The sequence below is a fragment of the Pedobacter insulae genome (assembly GCF_900113525.1).
In the GTDB taxonomy this organism is placed as follows: domain Bacteria; phylum Bacteroidota; class Bacteroidia; order Sphingobacteriales; family Sphingobacteriaceae; genus Pedobacter; species Pedobacter insulae.
The window spans coordinates 368,612-386,270 of the sequence record NZ_FOPP01000001.1 but is presented as its reverse complement, the minus strand read 5'-3'; the positions used below and the strand labels follow the sequence as shown (position 1 = coordinate 386,270).

Annotated in this window: 11 protein-coding genes; 4 read left to right on the top strand and 7 right to left on the bottom strand. The window is 41.4% G+C overall.

Annotation, left to right across the window (positions count from 1 at the left end; genetic code table 11):
• Positions 1-4: 4 nt before the first annotated feature.
• The gene (locus tag BM207_RS01710; RefSeq protein WP_090991822.1) at positions 5-703 is read left to right on the top strand and encodes a ComF family protein; all 699 of its coding nucleotides are present in this window, start codon (positions 5-7) and stop codon (positions 701-703) included.
• 2 nt (positions 704-705) lie between these two features.
• Entirely contained in the window at positions 706-2,088 is a 1,383-nt protein-coding gene (locus BM207_RS01705) for a hypothetical protein (RefSeq protein ID WP_090991821.1), read from the top strand.
• Positions 2,089-2,388: 300 nt separating this feature from the next.
• Here the strand turns inward: BM207_RS01705 and fcl are convergent, their stop codons facing one another.
• Both fcl and dxs read right to left on the bottom strand, forming a co-directional pair.
• Positions 2,389-3,324 (bottom strand): GDP-L-fucose synthase, encoded by a 936-nt coding sequence (fcl, locus tag BM207_RS01700; RefSeq protein ID WP_090991820.1) that lies wholly within the window; start codon positions 3,322-3,324, stop codon positions 2,389-2,391.
• Between the two features lie 386 nt (positions 3,325-3,710).
• Positions 3,711-5,639: a 1-deoxy-D-xylulose-5-phosphate synthase gene (gene dxs, locus BM207_RS01695; protein WP_090991819.1), complete on the bottom strand. Its 1,929-nt coding sequence runs from the start codon at positions 5,637-5,639 to the stop codon at positions 3,711-3,713.
• Between the two features lie 496 nt (positions 5,640-6,135).
• Between dxs and glyA the strand changes: the two genes are divergently transcribed.
• Both glyA and BM207_RS01680 read left to right on the top strand, forming a co-directional pair.
• The gene (gene glyA, locus BM207_RS01685; protein ID WP_090991817.1) at positions 6,136-7,407 is read left to right on the top strand and encodes a serine hydroxymethyltransferase; all 1,272 of its coding nucleotides are present in this window, start codon (positions 6,136-6,138) and stop codon (positions 7,405-7,407) included.
• Positions 7,408-7,416: 9 nt separating this feature from the next.
• Positions 7,417-10,185, top strand: a complete 2,769-nt coding sequence (locus tag BM207_RS01680) for a PAS domain-containing hybrid sensor histidine kinase/response regulator (protein WP_090991816.1) — start codon at positions 7,417-7,419, stop codon at positions 10,183-10,185.
• Between the two features lie 112 nt (positions 10,186-10,297).
• Here BM207_RS01680 and BM207_RS01675 read toward each other — a convergent pair whose 3' ends face one another.
• The 5 genes from BM207_RS01675 to BM207_RS01655 all read right to left on the bottom strand — a co-directional run bounded on the left by BM207_RS01675 (position 10,298) and on the right by BM207_RS01655 (position 17,657).
• Positions 10,298-10,600, bottom strand: coding sequence for a GIY-YIG nuclease family protein (locus tag BM207_RS01675; RefSeq protein ID WP_245768004.1), 303 nt, complete (start codon positions 10,598-10,600; stop codon positions 10,298-10,300).
• Between the two features lie 420 nt (positions 10,601-11,020).
• Complete coding sequence (locus BM207_RS01670) at positions 11,021-12,169, bottom strand: ATP-binding protein (protein WP_218155010.1); 1,149 nt, start codon at positions 12,167-12,169, stop codon at positions 11,021-11,023.
• Between the two features lie 447 nt (positions 12,170-12,616).
• On the bottom strand, positions 12,617-14,215 hold the full coding sequence (locus BM207_RS01665; protein ID WP_090991814.1) for a gliding motility protein RemB: 1,599 nt from the start codon (positions 14,213-14,215) through the stop codon (positions 12,617-12,619).
• A 238-nt stretch (positions 14,216-14,453) separates the two neighbouring features.
• Positions 14,454-16,397: a polysaccharide biosynthesis protein gene (locus tag BM207_RS01660; protein WP_090991813.1), complete on the bottom strand. Its 1,944-nt coding sequence runs from the start codon at positions 16,395-16,397 to the stop codon at positions 14,454-14,456.
• A gap of 117 nt (positions 16,398-16,514) precedes the next feature.
• Positions 16,515-17,657, bottom strand: a complete 1,143-nt coding sequence (locus tag BM207_RS01655; RefSeq protein ID WP_090991812.1) for a DegT/DnrJ/EryC1/StrS family aminotransferase — start codon at positions 17,655-17,657, stop codon at positions 16,515-16,517.
• Between the last annotated feature and the right edge of the window lie 2 nt (positions 17,658-17,659).

Genomic DNA, 17,659 nt, shown 5'->3' with positions numbered 1-17,659 from the left:
TTTTATGCTACAAATAAAACACCTTGCGCTCGATGTAATCGGTTTGCTTTTTCCAAACCTTTGTGGCGGCTGTGGATTAAGTCTTTACAACGGCGAGGAGGCTATATGCCTTCGCTGCATGTCCGATTTGCCCTATACAGATTTCCACCTTCATCAGCAAAATTTAGTAGCAAAGCAACTTTGGGGTCGACTACCGTTCGAAGCGGCGATGGCTATGTTGTACTTTAAAAAAGGAACCAAAACCCAAAATTTAATCCACAATTTAAAATACAATGGCAAAACGCAAGTAGGCGTAAAACTGGGTGGTCTACTTGGCGAAAAGCTAAACGATAGCGAATATTATAAAGATGTCGATTATATCATTCCAGTGCCTTTACATCATAAAAAAGAAAGAGAAAGAGGCTACAATCAAAGTTCGTATATTGCAAAAGGTGTAGCAGCACGAATGAATGTTCCGGTAAAAGAAAATAAGTTAATACGAAAACGAGTAACCGAAACGCAAACAAAGAAATCGAGATATAACAGATATGAAAATATGTTGACTGTATTTGAAATCGTCGATCCAGCAGTTTTAAAAAACAAACACATTTTATTGCTGGATGATGTTATTACTACCGGCGCCACACTAGAAGCATGCGGCAACTCGTTACTTAAGTGCGGCATTAAAAAATTGAGTATCGCGGGCTTAGCATTTGCACAGTAATTATGAGGATAAAACTACTTCTTTTCTTATGTACCGCCATTATTTTTGCTTCTTGCTCAAAGGAGGAAGATATTACCGAAGAAATGAATGCCCGGCTATCATTTTCTTTCGATAGTGTTTTATTTGATACGGTATTTACCACGGTTGGTTCAACAAGTAGAAGGTTAAAAATTTACAACCCTAACGAAAAAGCCATTGTCGTCAGTCGGATTAAATTAAGCGGCGAAAATATTTCTGCCTACAGTTTAAATATCAACGGACAAGCTGCTTCAGAAGTAAACTTAATTAAAATCAATGGTAAAGATTCCATAAATGTCTTTGTCAAGGTAAACATTAACTCTTCCGATGAAAACTTACCCTTCCTTGTAAAGGATTCTATTTTATTCGATTACAATGGTCAGCGGAAAAGTATTCCATTAATTGCTTATGGGCAGAATGCGAATTTTATAACCAATGGAACTATTAAAACCAATACTACCTGGGACAGCAAACTTCCCTATGTAATTTATAAATCATTAACTATAGAGGAAGATGCCAGTCTTCATATTGAACCTGGCAGTAAAATTCTTTTCCATAGCAATGCCACAATGAATATTAAGGGGACATTAAAGGTAATGGGTACAAAAACAGACAGTGTCCTTTTTGCAAGTGATCGCTTAGAGACTTTCTATGCAGAAGACCCCGGACAATGGAATGGGATACATTTTTACCCAAAAAGCAAAAATTCACACATCAATTACGCTGTCATTAAAAACGGTATTGTGGGCATTACCGCCGATTCTTTGTCTGTTAACGATCAACCCAAGCTCTTATTAACTAATACGATTGTGAAAAACATGGAGGTGGTAGGCTTTTTAGGTTATCAAACATCGCTCACAGGCTTCAATAACCTATTTTACAATTGTGGTCAGTACTTACTATATGGCGTTGGAGGTGGAAAATATAACTTAAAACAAAATACTTTCGCAGGTTTCAATTTACATTATGCCCGGAAAACTGCTTCCGTGTATCTTTCAGATTTTATCAGCAACACGCAGCAGGACCATCTTACTCTGGATCTCCAAAATAATATCATTTGGGGAGTTTTGCCTAATGAGTTTATTGTCGACAAAAAATCGCCTGCTACTACCTTAACAAAAGTCATTAAAAACAACCTTTTAAGATGTACCGAGTTATCTTATTTCTCAGCAGGTAATTTTTTATACACTGAACTCTTTTTTGTACACCCGCTTCTAGGCAATTTTAACTTAAACAATAACAGTCCCGTACTAAATAAAGGAATCGACTTAAGCGATGACCCTTACTTTAACCGCTACCTAAAAAGAGATATGAACGATGAAAAAAGATTATTTCCCTCTGATTTAGGATGTTACGAAAAAAATTAATGTTATTTGATCTTTTTTAGAACTTTTGGCATAATTTTTACGTTTATGTATTCGAGAGCGTTAATTTAGATGGTAAGGGTCGATTATTCTTCGGAGTGATCGGCCCTTCACTTTTTCTGTACAACCTGCCTTCACCCGATGCGCAGCTCATCTTTTCAAAAAAAATAAAATAATTTAAATTCTATAAAACATTTAAACTGCTTTGGCGTTTATATATCCGAGAGCGTTAATTTAGATGGTACGGGTCGATATATTCTGAGGAATTATCGACCCTTCCTCTTTTATAGCCTTTCTAGGAAATTACGCTAAAGAATTTTTGCTCAAGAAATCCTGATACGCCAAGCTAAGTCCTTCTTTTAATTCAATTTTATGTTTCCAACCTTGCTGGTGCAATTTAGATACATCCATAAGTTTACGAGGCGTGCCGTCTGGTTTAGTTGTATCAAATACCAATTCGCCTTTAAAACCAACAATATCCTTAATAAGCAGTGCCAGTTCTTTAATGCTCAAGTCTTCCCCGGTACCAATATTAATCAGGTTTGGTTCATTGTAAGTCTGCATTAAAAAATAACAAGCTTCTGCCAGGTCGTCCGCAAATAAAAACTCCCTTTTCGGCGAGCCAGAGCCCCAAACTGTTACCGTTGCATCGCCATTCTTCTTCGCCTCATCAAATTTACGGATCAGCGCAGGCAATACGTGTGAGTTTTGAGGGTGGTAATTATCATTATAGCCATATAAGTTCGTTGGCATTACTGAAATAAAATTACAGCCATATTGACTCCGGTAGGCATCACACATTTTAATTCCCGCAATTTTGGCGATGGCATAAGGTTCATTTGTTTCTTCCAGCAATCCAGTTAACAAATATTCTTCTTTTAAAGGCTGAGGTGCCAGTTTCGGATAGATACAACTCGATCCCAAGAACATTAATTTCGTCACGCCATTTACATAGGCGTGGTGGATTACATTATTTTGGATCGACAGGTTTTCATATAAAAAATCAGCCCGATAGGTATTGTTCGCAATGATGCCCCCCACTTTTGCCGCCGCTAAGAAAACATATTCCGGCTTTTCCAGCGCAAAAAAATCTGCCACTGCCTGTTGGTTCCTTAAGTCTAATATGGAAGAATTGCGCGTAATGATATTGGTATAGCCTTCTTTCTCTAACTTTCTCACAATTGCCGAACCTACCATACCTTTATGGCCAGCAACAAATATTTTCGAATTCTTTTCCATTAATCTGTGTAATATTTAGTAGTGGGATGAACTCCCGTTAATAGGATGCTTACGTGGTGAGACGCTTCTGTTAGTGAGAATTTTCCCTAAGGAAAACTTTCCGTCATTGCGAGCGCAGCGAAGCAATCTAGTCGTGAGATTGCTTCGCTGCGCTCGCAATGACGACGCACCCTGCTATGACGACGCACCCTGCAATGACGACGTCCCCTCCTATGCCACCAAGACGACACACCCTGCAATGACGCCATGACGACGTGCCACCAAAACGATTCACCCTCAATGACAACCGCATCTCAATGACAACCGGGCCCTCAATGACTACCGTACCGTATCGCGACGTCCCTCAGCTTCACTCTTCGCAACCCTCGCGACGCAATGCCCCTTTTCTAGGACGCCATTACCTTCGTAGTTCTTCCTACTGCAATTTTTTTAACTGCGGCAATAATCGCATTTGTATCGTAGCCGCAAACATCCCATAATTCAGGTTGTTCTCCATGTTCAACAAAAACATCCGGAATACCTAACCTTACTATATTTGGTTTATAATTATGATCTGCCATAAACTCCAGGATCGCACTTCCCATACCCCCTTGCACACAACCGTCTTCCACCGTAATTACGTGTGCGTAACGCTTACCTACCTCATGCAGTAACGCCGCATCCAATGGCTTTACAAAACGCAAGTCGTAATGCGCCGGATTTATCCCTTCCGTGTTCAGAGCGGTACAAGCTTCTACCGCAAAATTACCCACATGTCCGATTGATAAAATGGCAACGTCTTCTCCATCCGCTATTTTGCGGCCTGTACCGATCGTTAATTTCTTAAATGGTCTTTTCCAGTCGGGCATAACCCCCGAACCCCGTGGATAACGAATAGTAAACGGCCCCACATTTTCCTGCTGCGCCGTAAACATCAAATTCCTTAATTCCTCTTCGTTCATCGGCGATGCCACCACCATATTGGGGATGCAACGCATATAGGCTATATCATATGCACCGTGGTGTGTTGCTCCGTCTGCTCCTGCCAGGCCAGCCCGGTCCAGGCAAAATACTACGTTCAAGTTCTGGATTGCTACATCGTGGATCACCTGATCATATGCCCTTTGCATAAAGCTCGAATAAATATTACAAAACGGCACCAAGCCCTGTGTCGCTAATCCTGCCGAGAACGTAACGGCGTGTTGCTCTGCAATACCCACATCAAACGCCCTATTTGGCATCGCTTTCATCATAATATTGAGCGACGATCCCGAAGGCATTGCCGGTGTAATTCCAACAATCTTTTCATTGGCTTCGGCCAGTTCCACTAGTGTATGTCCAAACACATCCTGATATTTGGGCGCTTGTGGTTTATCCGCTACTGATTTCTTGATTTCTCCTGTAATTTTATCAAACAAGCCTGGCGCATGCCATTTGGTCTGATCTTTTTCTGCTAAAGCAAATCCTTTTCCCTTAACTGTTACGCAATGCAATAGTTTCGGTCCAGGTATGGCCGATAAATCTTTAATTGTAGCCGCTAAGCGCTTTACATCATGCCCGTCAACCGGTCCAAAATACCTAAAGTTTAATGCTTCAAATAAATTGCTTTGTTTCAGTAAAGTTCCTTTGATGCTTTTTTCTATTTTTTTAACATATTTATGTGCATTCGGACCAAGCGCAGAAATCTTGGTCAACACATGCGATACGTCATCCCTAAAACGGTTATAAGATTTTGAGGTGGTGATACTTGTTAAATACTCTTTTAGTGCACCAACATTCGGATCAATCGACATACAGTTGTCGTTCAGAATCACCAATAAGTTAGAGTTTTCTATTCCTGCATGGTTTAATCCTTCGAAGGCCAAACCCGCTGTCATGGCTCCATCGCCAATTACGGCAACATGTTGTCGGTCTTTTTCCCCTTTATAATGCGAAGCAACGGCCATTCCCAGCGCAGCTGATATGGAGGTTGAAGAGTGTCCTACCCCAAATGTATCATATTCGCTTTCCGTAATTTTCGGGAAGCCGCTAATACCATTAATGATCCTGTTTGTGTGAAACTGACCTCGCCGTCCCGTTAGTATTTTATGTCCATATGCTTGGTGTCCAACATCCCATACCAATTTATCGTAAGGCGTATTTAATGCGTAATGTAGGGCTACTGTTAATTCTACTACCCCTAAACTCGCACCAAAATGGCCTCCGTTTACACTTACCACATCAATAATGTACTGTCGTAATTCGTGGCAAATCTGCTCTAAATCCTCTTCGCTAAACTTCTTTAAATCAGCGGGGTAATTTATCGCAGCTAATAATGGACCTGTCTTAACTTCCATGCAATATTTTATCAAAAATAATCATTTACAAAGTACGGTATTTTGTTTAATACTTTTATGAAGAATCGTTCCAAATTTTGGCAGGGGCATGGGAGGAGGCTTGAAGGAGGAACGTTGATGACTTGGAGGGGTTAAGAGGAAGGGGGTTGGAGTTCGAGGGGTTAAGAGGAAGGGGGCTGGGTTGGAGGTTGGAGGGGTTAAGAGGATGGGGGTTGGCTTGGAGGTTGGTGGGTCATGGGGGTTGGAGGGTGGAGATCGAAAGGGTGAAGGTGGAAGGTTCCCGTCATTGCGAGCGCAGCGAAGCAATCTCACGACTAGATTGCTTCGCTGCGCTCGCAATGACGGACTGTTCCCTCGCAATGACGGGCTGTGTGCTCGCAATGACGGACTATTCCCTCGCAATGGCACTACGCTCTGGATGGACAGTTACGCTCAAAACCCATTTCAAATTTCCCGATAAAATCCTTATTTTTACCAAAAATACAACCCCATTAAAATGAAAAGAGACACCTTAATTTTTGACTTAATCAATAAAGAATTAGACAGACAAGAGCATGGTCTTGAACTAATTGCTTCAGAAAACTTCGTAAGTAAACAAGTAATGGAAGCAGCAGGCTCTGTTTTAACTAATAAGTATGCCGAAGGTTTACCCGGAAAGCGCTATTATGGCGGTTGTCAGGTAGTAGATGAAATCGAGAATATTGCCATTGATAGAGCAAAACAACTTTTTGGTGCCGAATGGGTAAATGTACAGCCGCACTCAGGTGCACAGGCAAATGCAGCAGTGATGTTAGCGGTAATTCAGCCCGGCGATAAAATCTTAGGTTTCGATCTTTCTCATGGCGGACATTTAACCCATGGTTCTCCAGTTAATTTTTCAGGCAAATTATATCAGCCACATTTCTATGGAGTTAAAAAGGAAGATGGCCTCATCGACTATGCCAAGCTGGAAGAAGTTGCTTTAGCCGAAAAACCTAAATTAATTATCTGCGGTGCTTCTGCTTATTCCAGAGAATGGGATTATGCTTTCATCCGTAAGGTGGCCGATAAAATTGGCGCTTTAGTATTGGCAGATATTTCACACCCTGCAGGCTTTATTGCCAAAGGCTTATTGGCAAACCCTCTTCCACATTGCCATATCGTAACTACTACCACTCACAAAACATTAAGAGGTCCTAGAGGCGGGATGATCATGATGGGTAAAGATTTTGAAAACCCATGGGGATTAAAAACACCTAAAGGCGAAATCAGAATGATGTCCAACTTGTTAGACATGGCTGTTTTTCCAGGTACACAAGGCGGTCCGCTAGAACATATTATTGCTGCTAAAGCAATTGCTTTTGGTGAAGCATTAACTGATGATTATTTAACTTACATTAAACAAGTAGGCGCCAATGCACAGGCTATGGCTAAGGCTTTCGTGGCCAAAGGATATGGCATTATCTCTGGCGGTACAGATAACCACTTAATGTTAATTGATCTCCGCAACAAGAACATCACAGGTAAGCTAGCCGAAAACGCCCTGGAAAAAGCAGATATTACTGTAAACAAAAATATGGTACCGTTTGACGATAAATCACCATTTGTAACTTCGGGTATGCGTGTAGGTACCGCAGCTATCACTAGCAGAGGTTTCAAAGAAACTGAGATGCAGCAAATTGTTGATTTAATTGATGAAGTTTTATCAAATCCTGAAGACGAACAAAATTTACTGCAAATAAAAGAGAAAGTACAAACATTAGTTCGTAATTTCCCGCTTTACAAGTAAAAACCAACAATGTTTAATTTCCCGATAAAATCTGAAGAATATGAGCGTCAGCGTTTAGCTGCGCTCCATTCTTATGATGTATTGGGCGAAAGTTTCGAGCATGAGCTCGACCTACTCGTTAAGCTCGCCGCACAAATTGTTGATGTGCCCATGGCCTACGTTGGCTTTGTTGATACAGATAAGGTCTTCTTAAAGTCCGCCATTGGTATTGAGGAAAAACACCTCATCCTTCCCAGAGATTTAACCATTTGCCAGCATACCATGTTGGTGGACCAGATTTTTGTGGCACCTGATGTACTCCTGCAACCGGAGTTAGTCGCCAACCTCATGGCCGCCGTCGATTCTCCCCTTCGTTTTTATGCCAGTGCCGCAATCAAAGATGAAGATGGTTTTCCCCTCGGCTGTTTATGCCTGTTAGATGTTGTGCCCCGCGAAATCAATCAACATCAAAAAGAAGCGATAGAAACCCTTGCAAAGCAGGTGGTTACCCATCTTGCCTTAAAAAGAAAAAATGCGCAGCTTCAGGCACAAACCTTGCGCTTCAATGAGTTTGTAGATATTTTTACCGCCTCCCCAGAAATCCACTGCATTTTAAACCGGCAAGGGGAAATCCTTTTCATCAACCAGGCGGTTACCACCTTATTAGATTATACGGTCGACGAAACCATTGGGCAAAGTATGTGGAACTACTGTTTCCGCGATGATATTAACAAAACCGTTTACACCCTCGAAGAGGGATTAAAAAATAAACAAAAACAGTTCGCACTAGATTTCAGGCTCATCAGCAAGCACAATGAAATTAGGTGGATTAGCTGGGGCATGGTTGCCAAAGGCGATCGCTGGTATTGCTATGGCCGCGATATTACCGAGAACAAAAGAGTGGAGAATGAGTTAACGAAACTTTCTTTCGTTGCCAGTAAAATCGACAATGGTGTGGTTATCAATGATGCCAATAACCGGGTAACGTGGATCAACAATGCTTTTGAAAAAATTACCGGATTTACCCTCGATGATGTAAAGGGACAGCGATTGGGCGATTTAATCAGCGGTCCCGATACCGACTGGTCTATCATTGAAAGGGCTCGGGCTATGACCCAGCAAAGCAAATCTTTTACGGTAGATATGTTGGCCTACCGCAAAGACAAAACCCCTATCTGGATTTCCGTTTACAATACCGTGGTACTCGATGAAGATGGCAAGGTAGAAAGTGAAGTAGAAATCATTATCGATATCACCGATAAGAAAAAAGTAGAAGACGACTTACAGGTGCTTTCACTCGTAGCCAGCAATACCAATACCGGGGTTACCATTGCCAATGCCCAAGGAGAAGTTACCTGGGCCAATTCGGCACTCGAAGAACTGCTGGGCTATAGCTTAAGCGAACTATCCGGAAAAATGTTGGGCAATCTCCTTTCGGGCCCTAATACCGACCGAACTTCTATTGCCGAATCACGAGATAAATCTTTAGCTAAATTACCTCACAGCTTAGAGGTTTTAGCCTATAAGAAAAACGGAGAAGAAATTTGGCTCTCTGTTTATAACACCCCTATTTTAAATGATAAAGGTTTAATTGAGCGACAAGTAGAGCTCATCAATGATATTACCCAGCGCAAGCAAGTAGAGCGAGAGATGGTCGAATCGCGTGAGCAGGCCCTCCAGCTTAGCGAAGCGAAAGAAATGTTCCTATCGGTGATGAGCCACGAAATACGTACACCGTTAAATGCGGTTATCGGTATGACGCATTTGTTGCTTGACAATGACCCTAAAGAGTCGCAGATAGATGATCTCAATATTCTAAAGTTCTCTAGCGAAAACCTCCTGCATATCATTAACGATATCCTCGACTTCACCAAGATCGAAACCGGCAACCTTCACTTGGAATCCATCCCTTTTGATCTGCATACCCTTTGTGTTGATATTACCAATTCCTTGCAGGTTAGCGCGGGCAAAAAGGGCAATCAGTTAATTTTAGTTTATGATGATCAGATCCCGGCCACCTTACTGGGCGATAAAACAAGGCTCTATCAGGTGCTGATAAACCTGCTTGGCAACGCTATTAAATTTACCGACAATGGTACTATTCAGCTTCAAGTTAAATTTAAGCACAGCGACGAAAATAATACGTTAATTTATTTCGAAGTGAGGGATACGGGTATCGGCATTCCGGCCGATAAGCAATCGTATATTTTCGAAACCTTTACCCAAGCTAAAACAGATATTGCCCGTAAATATGGCGGTACGGGATTAGGCCTGGCTATCACCAAAAAACTGTTAAAGCTCTACGATTCAGAAATTGAAGTAAAAAGTACCGAAGGCAAGGGCACTACCTTTTGCTTTGAAATCTCTTTTGCCAATAATAACACTAACGACCAGGTGATGGCTGCTCCGGCAGTCGCTAATTTGTTTACCGATAAAAAGGTGCTCGTTGTAGATGATAATGAAGTAAACATCTTAATTGCCAAGCGCTTTTTAAGCAAATGGGGATTAGTTATCGATTTTGCCGTCAATGGCGAAGAAGCCATCAATAAAATAATGGCCAATACCTACGATCTAATCTTTATGGACATCAGAATGCCGGGCATTGATGGCTTTGATACTACTAAAATCATCCGTGAACTTGTGGGCGACTATTACAAAAACGTCCCCATCATTGCCTTAACCGCCTCCACGCTGCACAATGAGCATACCAAGTTCAAAGATTCTGGCATGAACGGGCATGTGTTAAAGCCGTTTAATCCTAACGAGATTAAGGAAGTATTAAATAATTATTTGAGGTAAGAAACGCAGCGTCAGTGCGTAGCGTCCGTCATTGCGAGCGCAGCGAAGCAATCTGGCCGTGAGATTGCTTCGTCGCTACGCTCCTCGCAATGACGGATGCCCCATATCCTCCTCAATCAAACAAACTCTCATACAAATCCAGCCATTCCGGGTTCAGTGCATTGATCAGTTTTTCTTTTGCTTTTCTACTTCCCCCTTTTATTCTTTTCTCTTCATCAATTGCTTCCTCAATGTGGATAAAAAAGTAAAAATACACCAATTTATGGCATCTATACTTCGCCGAAAAGCTCTTTGGATGTTGATGATTCTTATGTTCCCAAACCCTCGATTCTAAATCCGAACTAACTCCTGTGTACAAAACAGTATGATTTACATTCGTCATGATATAAACACACCCTCCTTTCCCTATCCTCATTTTCGATTGTTTATGTTGAATAAATTCAATATAACAAATTTTTCGTTCCAGCAAATAGGGAGTAGGGTAAAGGGTAATGATGTAAGTTGCGGAAGTTAGGTCTTACCAACTGCGAGTGTAAGGTCCCGTCATTGCGTTAAACCCGTCATTGCGAGTGTACACCCCGTCATTGCGTTAAACCCGTCATTGCGAGTGTAAACCCCGTCATTGCGAGCGCAGCGAAGCAATCTCACAACTAGATTGCTTCGTCGCTACGCTCCTCGCAATGACGATTAATCGAATAAATAATTACCTAGTAAAGATTGCTTCGTCGCTACGCTCCTCGCAATGACGGACGCAACTCCTCGCAATGACGTACGCCCCGTTGAAGGATGCCCCGTTGAAGGACGCCCCGTTGACGATTAACCGAATAACAATTACCTAATAAAGGAACCCAAAGAGCCATAGGGGTATTTTATTTCCATGTCCAGATAAGATGTTGTCAGCTACAATAAAAGAATCATGAACACCCTTAAGCTGCTTTCCACTTTTATCTTTACCTCCAATTTCGAAAGTATATTTATCGTCTACCAGAAAATCGCCCTGTCCGGTATAGGTAATTCGATGTTTAAAGCTAAGCTGATTTGCAAAAAATGTTTCTCTCAAATTTCCTGTATTCGTATTTTCTTGTGCAAGGGTATAAATAATGTTGGTATTCTCTAGAAAAACCTTTGAAGGTTTCTGCAAAGCACTTGTACCATGAGCATCCTTATATAGGTTTCGCGTTAAGTCTACCTCGTCTAAATAATGTATGTAAGCTAATAAAGTAGCTCTGTTAATGATAATTTTTTCACTCAACTTACTTATGTTTGGCACAAACGGACTTGATTTGGCAATTACCACCAATAATTGTTTTAACTTATTGATATAAGCAAGTTCAACACCGCGCAATAGAGGCAACTCTATTTCCAGCACCATATTAATTACTTCTCCCAACCGCATGTCATAAAGTGCTAGTTGTTCTTTATAAAAAGGGTAATATCCATATTTCAAATAGTTTCCGAAATGCTGGAATGGCTTTATTTTCTCAATAATTGTTGTAGCTAGCCCTAAATGGTTTGCTAAGATATTTTCTAAGCTAAGTTTATCAAATACAATACCGGTTTCCATGCTCAAGTATTCTCTAAAAGAGAAACCTTGCATCCGATAAACTATCGCTCTTCTACTTAAATCGGCCCTTGAATTTAAAATTTCTAGCAAAGAGGAGCCTGTAAATACAATTTTTAAGGTTGGGTAATCATCATAAATATTCTTCAATTCCTGTGCCCAACCTGGATATTTATGTACCTCGTCTAAAAACAAATATTTCCCACCAGCAAGCTCAAACTTACTAGCCAGCTCTACCAACGAATGTGTATTAAACCAAATGGAATCTAAACTTACATACAGCGTTTCTGCTAAGGACTTCGAATGATGTAGCTTAATATATTGCAATAAGAGTGTAGTCTTGCCAATTCCTCGGGCACCCTTAATGCCAATCAACCTAGCCTCCCAGTGAATTTCCTCCATCGCCGACCTTATAAAGGTCATCGAAGTATGATTTAGACGTTGAATGAATTTTTCATGTAAGGAGTCCATTTTACAAATTGCTTAGTCTACTAAGCAAATATACAGTATTTTTGTATAGTCGAGTATACAAAAATTAGAAATAATAACTTGAAGTGATGATCCGTCATCGCGAGCGTAAACCCCGTCATTGCGAGCGCAGCGAAGCAATCTCACGACTAGATTGCTTCGTCGCTACGCTCCTCGCAATGACGATTAATCGAATAAATAATTACCTAGTAAAGATTGCTTCGTCGCTACGCTCCTCGCAATGACGGATGCCTTGTACCTCGCAATGACGGACGCAACTCCTCGCGATGACGGACACCCCGTTGACGGACGCACCGTTGAAGCACGCACCGTTGGCGAATGCCTCGTTGACGGATGCCTCGTTGACGGACGTAGCGCCGACGAACCCGCAGCCTACTCCCCTTAGAAATCTTGATAAATGTTCCTGAAAGTGCTTCTCAGGCCAAAAGTAATTTGTTGCGTACGATCTGTGCCCAGCATATTCTTCTCCGTTCTGGTAATGCCACCGAGTTCAAAGCGTAGGTTGTATTTTGGGTTTATTAAATAAGAAATTCTAACATCTGTATAATTGAACTTCGTTTCCAAGCCGTCTCCAGTTCTATAGCCATCTTCCCGGCGGCGGGTATCATATGGGCGGTTAATATCTTTCCCAAAGTTCTCGCCATTCAGGTCTAAGCCATAGCGGGCGAAGTTACCTTGCAGGTAAAAGTTCCATTTACCCCACTGGTAGTCCCAAATACTCACAAACTCCCTAAAATTAGCGCCCATGGGGTGTGCCAAGGCTTCCACATAATGCCCATAGTTAAGTAACGACGATCGCTGACTATACATAAAAGGCCGTGCCGTATTAAACTCTGCCAAGTAGGTTAAGTTTTTAAGCTTAAAAGCATCAAAACCTTTTATCCCTAATTGGTAAGAAAACTTATTCACCCAGTCGCCCTTGCCCCTAAACGCCAGGCTTGCGGTAAACTCATCGGCCGCAAACTGCCCATACACTGTCATATTCTTCAATAGCTTATACTTCGCTGTTAAGCCTACCAATGCATTATCTGGCGAGTGGTTCAGCCCTTCTATCGTTCTTAAAAATACAATCGGATTAAGGTACGTTACATCAAAGCCCCGTTTACCTAGGGAGTCTGCCCCTTTCCATATCACCGCATCAAAAAAGCCGAGCGATAAACGGTTATTCACGTTCCAATCTAAATAATGAAAAGCTCCCCATTTCTTTCTAAAGCCACTATCATAGCTAAACTGTTCCGATAAGGGATCCTGAAACTGCGCCCACATGGCCATATACTTTACATTGCCCAAGGTGGTGGTAATCTTAAACGAAGGATAAGCCGTCGCTACATCACTCATCAGCATCGATCTATAGCCGTCGCCAATAAAGTTTTTATCGTGTGCCAACGTAAACGTGAAGTACTTATTCGGTGTAAAATTGATGATTGCCGTAGCATAGGCCCAGTCTTTATTTACCGATGGCTTCGTATCCCTAAACTTATAATACATCATGCCCGGTATTACATATTTATCGGTAATGTATCTGTCCAGGTAATCGTTAAAACGCGACTGGTTTTCGAAGCCACTGGTATAAAAGCTCAGTTGCTTTCCAATCCTTCCCCCCAGCTGGTAGCCCCTGGTATTTAACCAGGTAGTAATACCATGCGTAACATCCCTGCCTATCAACAAATCGGGCAAGTAGTCCAGGTAAAAGTAATAATCTGGTTTTTTCACTTCCACTAAATGCTCGCTAAACAATTTACGGCCTCCCCAAGTGGTATACGTTTTCCCCGAGGGATTATCCGTTAATAGCGAATCAAGCTGTTTGGTAATCACCGTATCGTCGCCAATTACCGGTTTTAGCGAAGTATGAAACCTCGTATTGATGTTATATAACGAGCGGTTAAGCCTTTGGTACTGACGAAAACTATAAGGATTAATTTCTTGAGCAGCTGCAGCAAAGGAAAGAAAAAATAGGAAGAAGCTTAATAATCTTGTCATGAATTAATGCGTGTTATAATAGTAGTAGCGAAATGTGGTTTCGTCATTGCGAGCGTAAGCGTCCGTCATTGCGAGCGCAGCGAAGCAATCTAACCGTGAGATTGCTTCGTCGCTACGCTCCTCGCAATGACGGACGCCCTGTTGATGGAAGCTCCGTTGAACCACGCACCGTTGACGGAAGCCTCGCAATGAACCACGCACCGTTGACGGACGCAACCTAAAACAACCAAGCCCCCCTTTACCCTTCCTGCACTACGTCTAATTCCTCAAAAACGGAGTTTTTGCTCTTAAATTCCGTTACCAGGTCTTTCATCGCTACCACTACATTGCGGTCGCTATTTTGCTTGGCGTGTTTAATTAGCCCGTATATTTTCGATTCTATGTCATCGAATACGTACTCGCGTACTTTGCCAATCATGATCTTCTCATGATGTGTAGGCATGGTATTTTCGTTATCGTTTAACAGTTCTTCATATAGCTTCTCGCCCGGGCGCAATCCCGAATAAGAAATCTTAATATCCTCGTTAGGTACCAGGCCTGCCAGGCGGATCATCTTTTTAGCCAGCTCTACAATTTTAACAGATTTACCCATGTCGAAGATAAAGATCTCGCCACCCTTGCCCATGCAGCCTGCTTCCAGTACTAACCTACAAGCTTCGGGTATGGTCATAAAATAACGTGTAATCTCTGGGTGGGTAACCGTAACCGGACCGCCTTTTTCAATCTGCGCTTTAAACCTCGGAATTACCGAACCGTTTGAACCCAGTACGTTCCCAAAACGGGTCGTAATGAATTTGGTAATTGGCTTCACATTTAAATCGTTAATATAGCTTAGGCCGTTGCTAAATACAAAGTCGCGATTGGTAAGCGAGTTATTAAGCGATTGCACATAAATCTCTGCAATACGTTTCGATGCCCCCATAATATTCGTTGGGTTCACTGCCTTATCCGTAGAGATCATTACAAACTTCTGCACGCCATGTTTTACAGACATATCTGCAATGGTTTTGGTACCCAGTACGTTTGTTTTAATCGCTTCACTCGGATTATCTTCCATCAACGGCACATGCTTGTAAGCCGCAGCGTGGTACACATAATGCGGTTTATACGTAGCAAATAAGTGCTCCATTCTGCTCTCGTCTTTCACATCGCCAACAAATGCGTGGAAATTCGTATTGCTATAACTTTCTGTAAGTTCCAAAAATATATGGTGCAAAGCCGTTTCCGATTGGTCGCATAAAATAATTAAGCCTGTTTCAAAACCAATTAACTGCCTTACTACTTCACTACCAATAGAACCCGCTGCGCCCGTTATCAAAATCCTTTTACCTTTTAACTGGTTTTGGATCCCTTGGGTATCAATTTCAATCGGCTTTCTATTTAATAAATCTTCAATGTTAATGTGCTGAATCTGCTTCGTATGCAGCACCCCCCCTGTCCATAAATCGGCCGGTGGTATATTCAGTACCAGTACCTCATTTTCTAAACAAATATCAACAATCGAATTCTTCCGGTCTATCGGAATACTGTAAGAAGCGAAAATAATTTCATCTACTTCATGGTCTACAATTAAGGCCTCTAACCTATTTGCATTTAAAATCTTTACCCCATCAATGGTTTTGCCCACCTTACGCTCATCATCATCTACAAAAGCAATAATTGTTTTGTTCACCTTCGCATCATGGTCAAATGTACGTTTAGTGGCCAAGCCCGCTTCACCTGCCCCATAAATAATCACCTTTCTTTTATCCAGCGTTAAGTTTTTAATGTACATAAAAAAGTACTTAATCAATACCCGGTAGGTAATGAGCATTAAAAAGCTGGTTAATCCATTTACAAAAAGTAATTTATTAGAAATAAGCGGCCCATAATGGAAAGAGATCGAGGTTAAATTTAAAAACACGAAACCCACATTGCTCACAAATACCGCGAATAAAACCCTAAAGGTATCTTGTGCACTGGTATAGCGTATAATACCCGCATAGGTTTTTACGTTATAAAATACAATCAGGTTAAAAAGGGTTAATATTAGGGTATTTCTACTAAAAGCAACCGGATCAATGCTAAATATATCCAGGTTATGGGTTAATAGATAAGCTATAACTAATGAAACAATAGAGATGCTGAGGTCGAGCGATAAAATAACCCAACGTGGCACGATGTTAATTTTAGCTAGCTTCATGTTAGTTTTAGTCAGTTTGTTCAAATTTACAAATAATTATTGTCAATTTGTCAAAGCAATTATAACGCCAGTTTCCTTCGACGTGCAAAAATAAACAAAATAAAATTAGTAACTGTTTTAAACAGGCTGCCCGTCAAAAGCCTTGGTAATTCCCAAGGTAACTCTCGCTAAATCTTCCGTTGTTAAATTAGAGCCAGAAGGCAAACATAAGCCGTTTTCGAATAAGCTTTCGGCTACTCCATTTCCATAATAAGGCGCATCTTTAAATACCGGCTGCATATGCATAGGTTTCCATAAAGGGCGGCTCTCAATATTATCCAATGCTAGTTCGGCGGCAATTTGTACCCTATTTAAATCCTTTGTTTTAGCAGGATCAATCAATACCGCACTTAACCATCTATTGCTAAAGTATCCGTTCGGTTCTGCTAAAAATGTAATGCCATCATAGTTGGCCAATGTATTTTTATAGTACTCAAAATTGGCTCTTCGTTGTGCAACACGCTCGTTCAAAACTTCCATTTGGCCGCGTCCTATCGCTGCGCAAACATTGCTCATTCTATAGTTATAACCAATTTCGCTATGCTGGTAGTGAGGCGCTTCGTCTCTGGCCTGGGTGGCTAAAAATCTGGCTTTGTTTATATATTCCTCCTGGTCCGAAATCAGTGCTCCGCCACCAGAGGTGGTAATAATTTTATTCCCATTAAATGAAAGGATGCCCAATAATCCAAATGTGCCCATTGCTTTTCCATTTATTGAGCTTCCCAAGGCTTCGGCAGCATCTTCAATTATCGGAATTTCAAATTCATTGGCTATTGCACTAATCTCATCCATTTTAGCCGGCATTCCATATAAATGCACCGGGATAATGGCTTTTGGTTTTTTGCCCTTCGCAATTCTATCTACAATGGCCTCCCGCAATAGGTCGGGGCACATGTTCCAGGTATCTTTTTCACTATCAATAAAAACTGGTATAGCTCCTAAATAAGCAATTGGGTTAGCGCTTGCCGAAAAGGTCATGCTTTGGCAAATCACCTCATCACCTGCTTTTACGCCTAGCATAATTAAGGCTAAATGCAACGCGCCAGTACCCGAGCTTAAAGCGGCAGCGTGTTTAGCAGCAGTATAGGTAGCTAAATCTTGTTCAAATCCATTCACATGTGGGCCTAAAGGTGCGATCCAGTTCGTTGCAAAAGCTTCATTTACATAAGTTTGCTCTGTGCCACCCATATGTGGTGAAGAAAGCCAGATTTTACTATTCATTT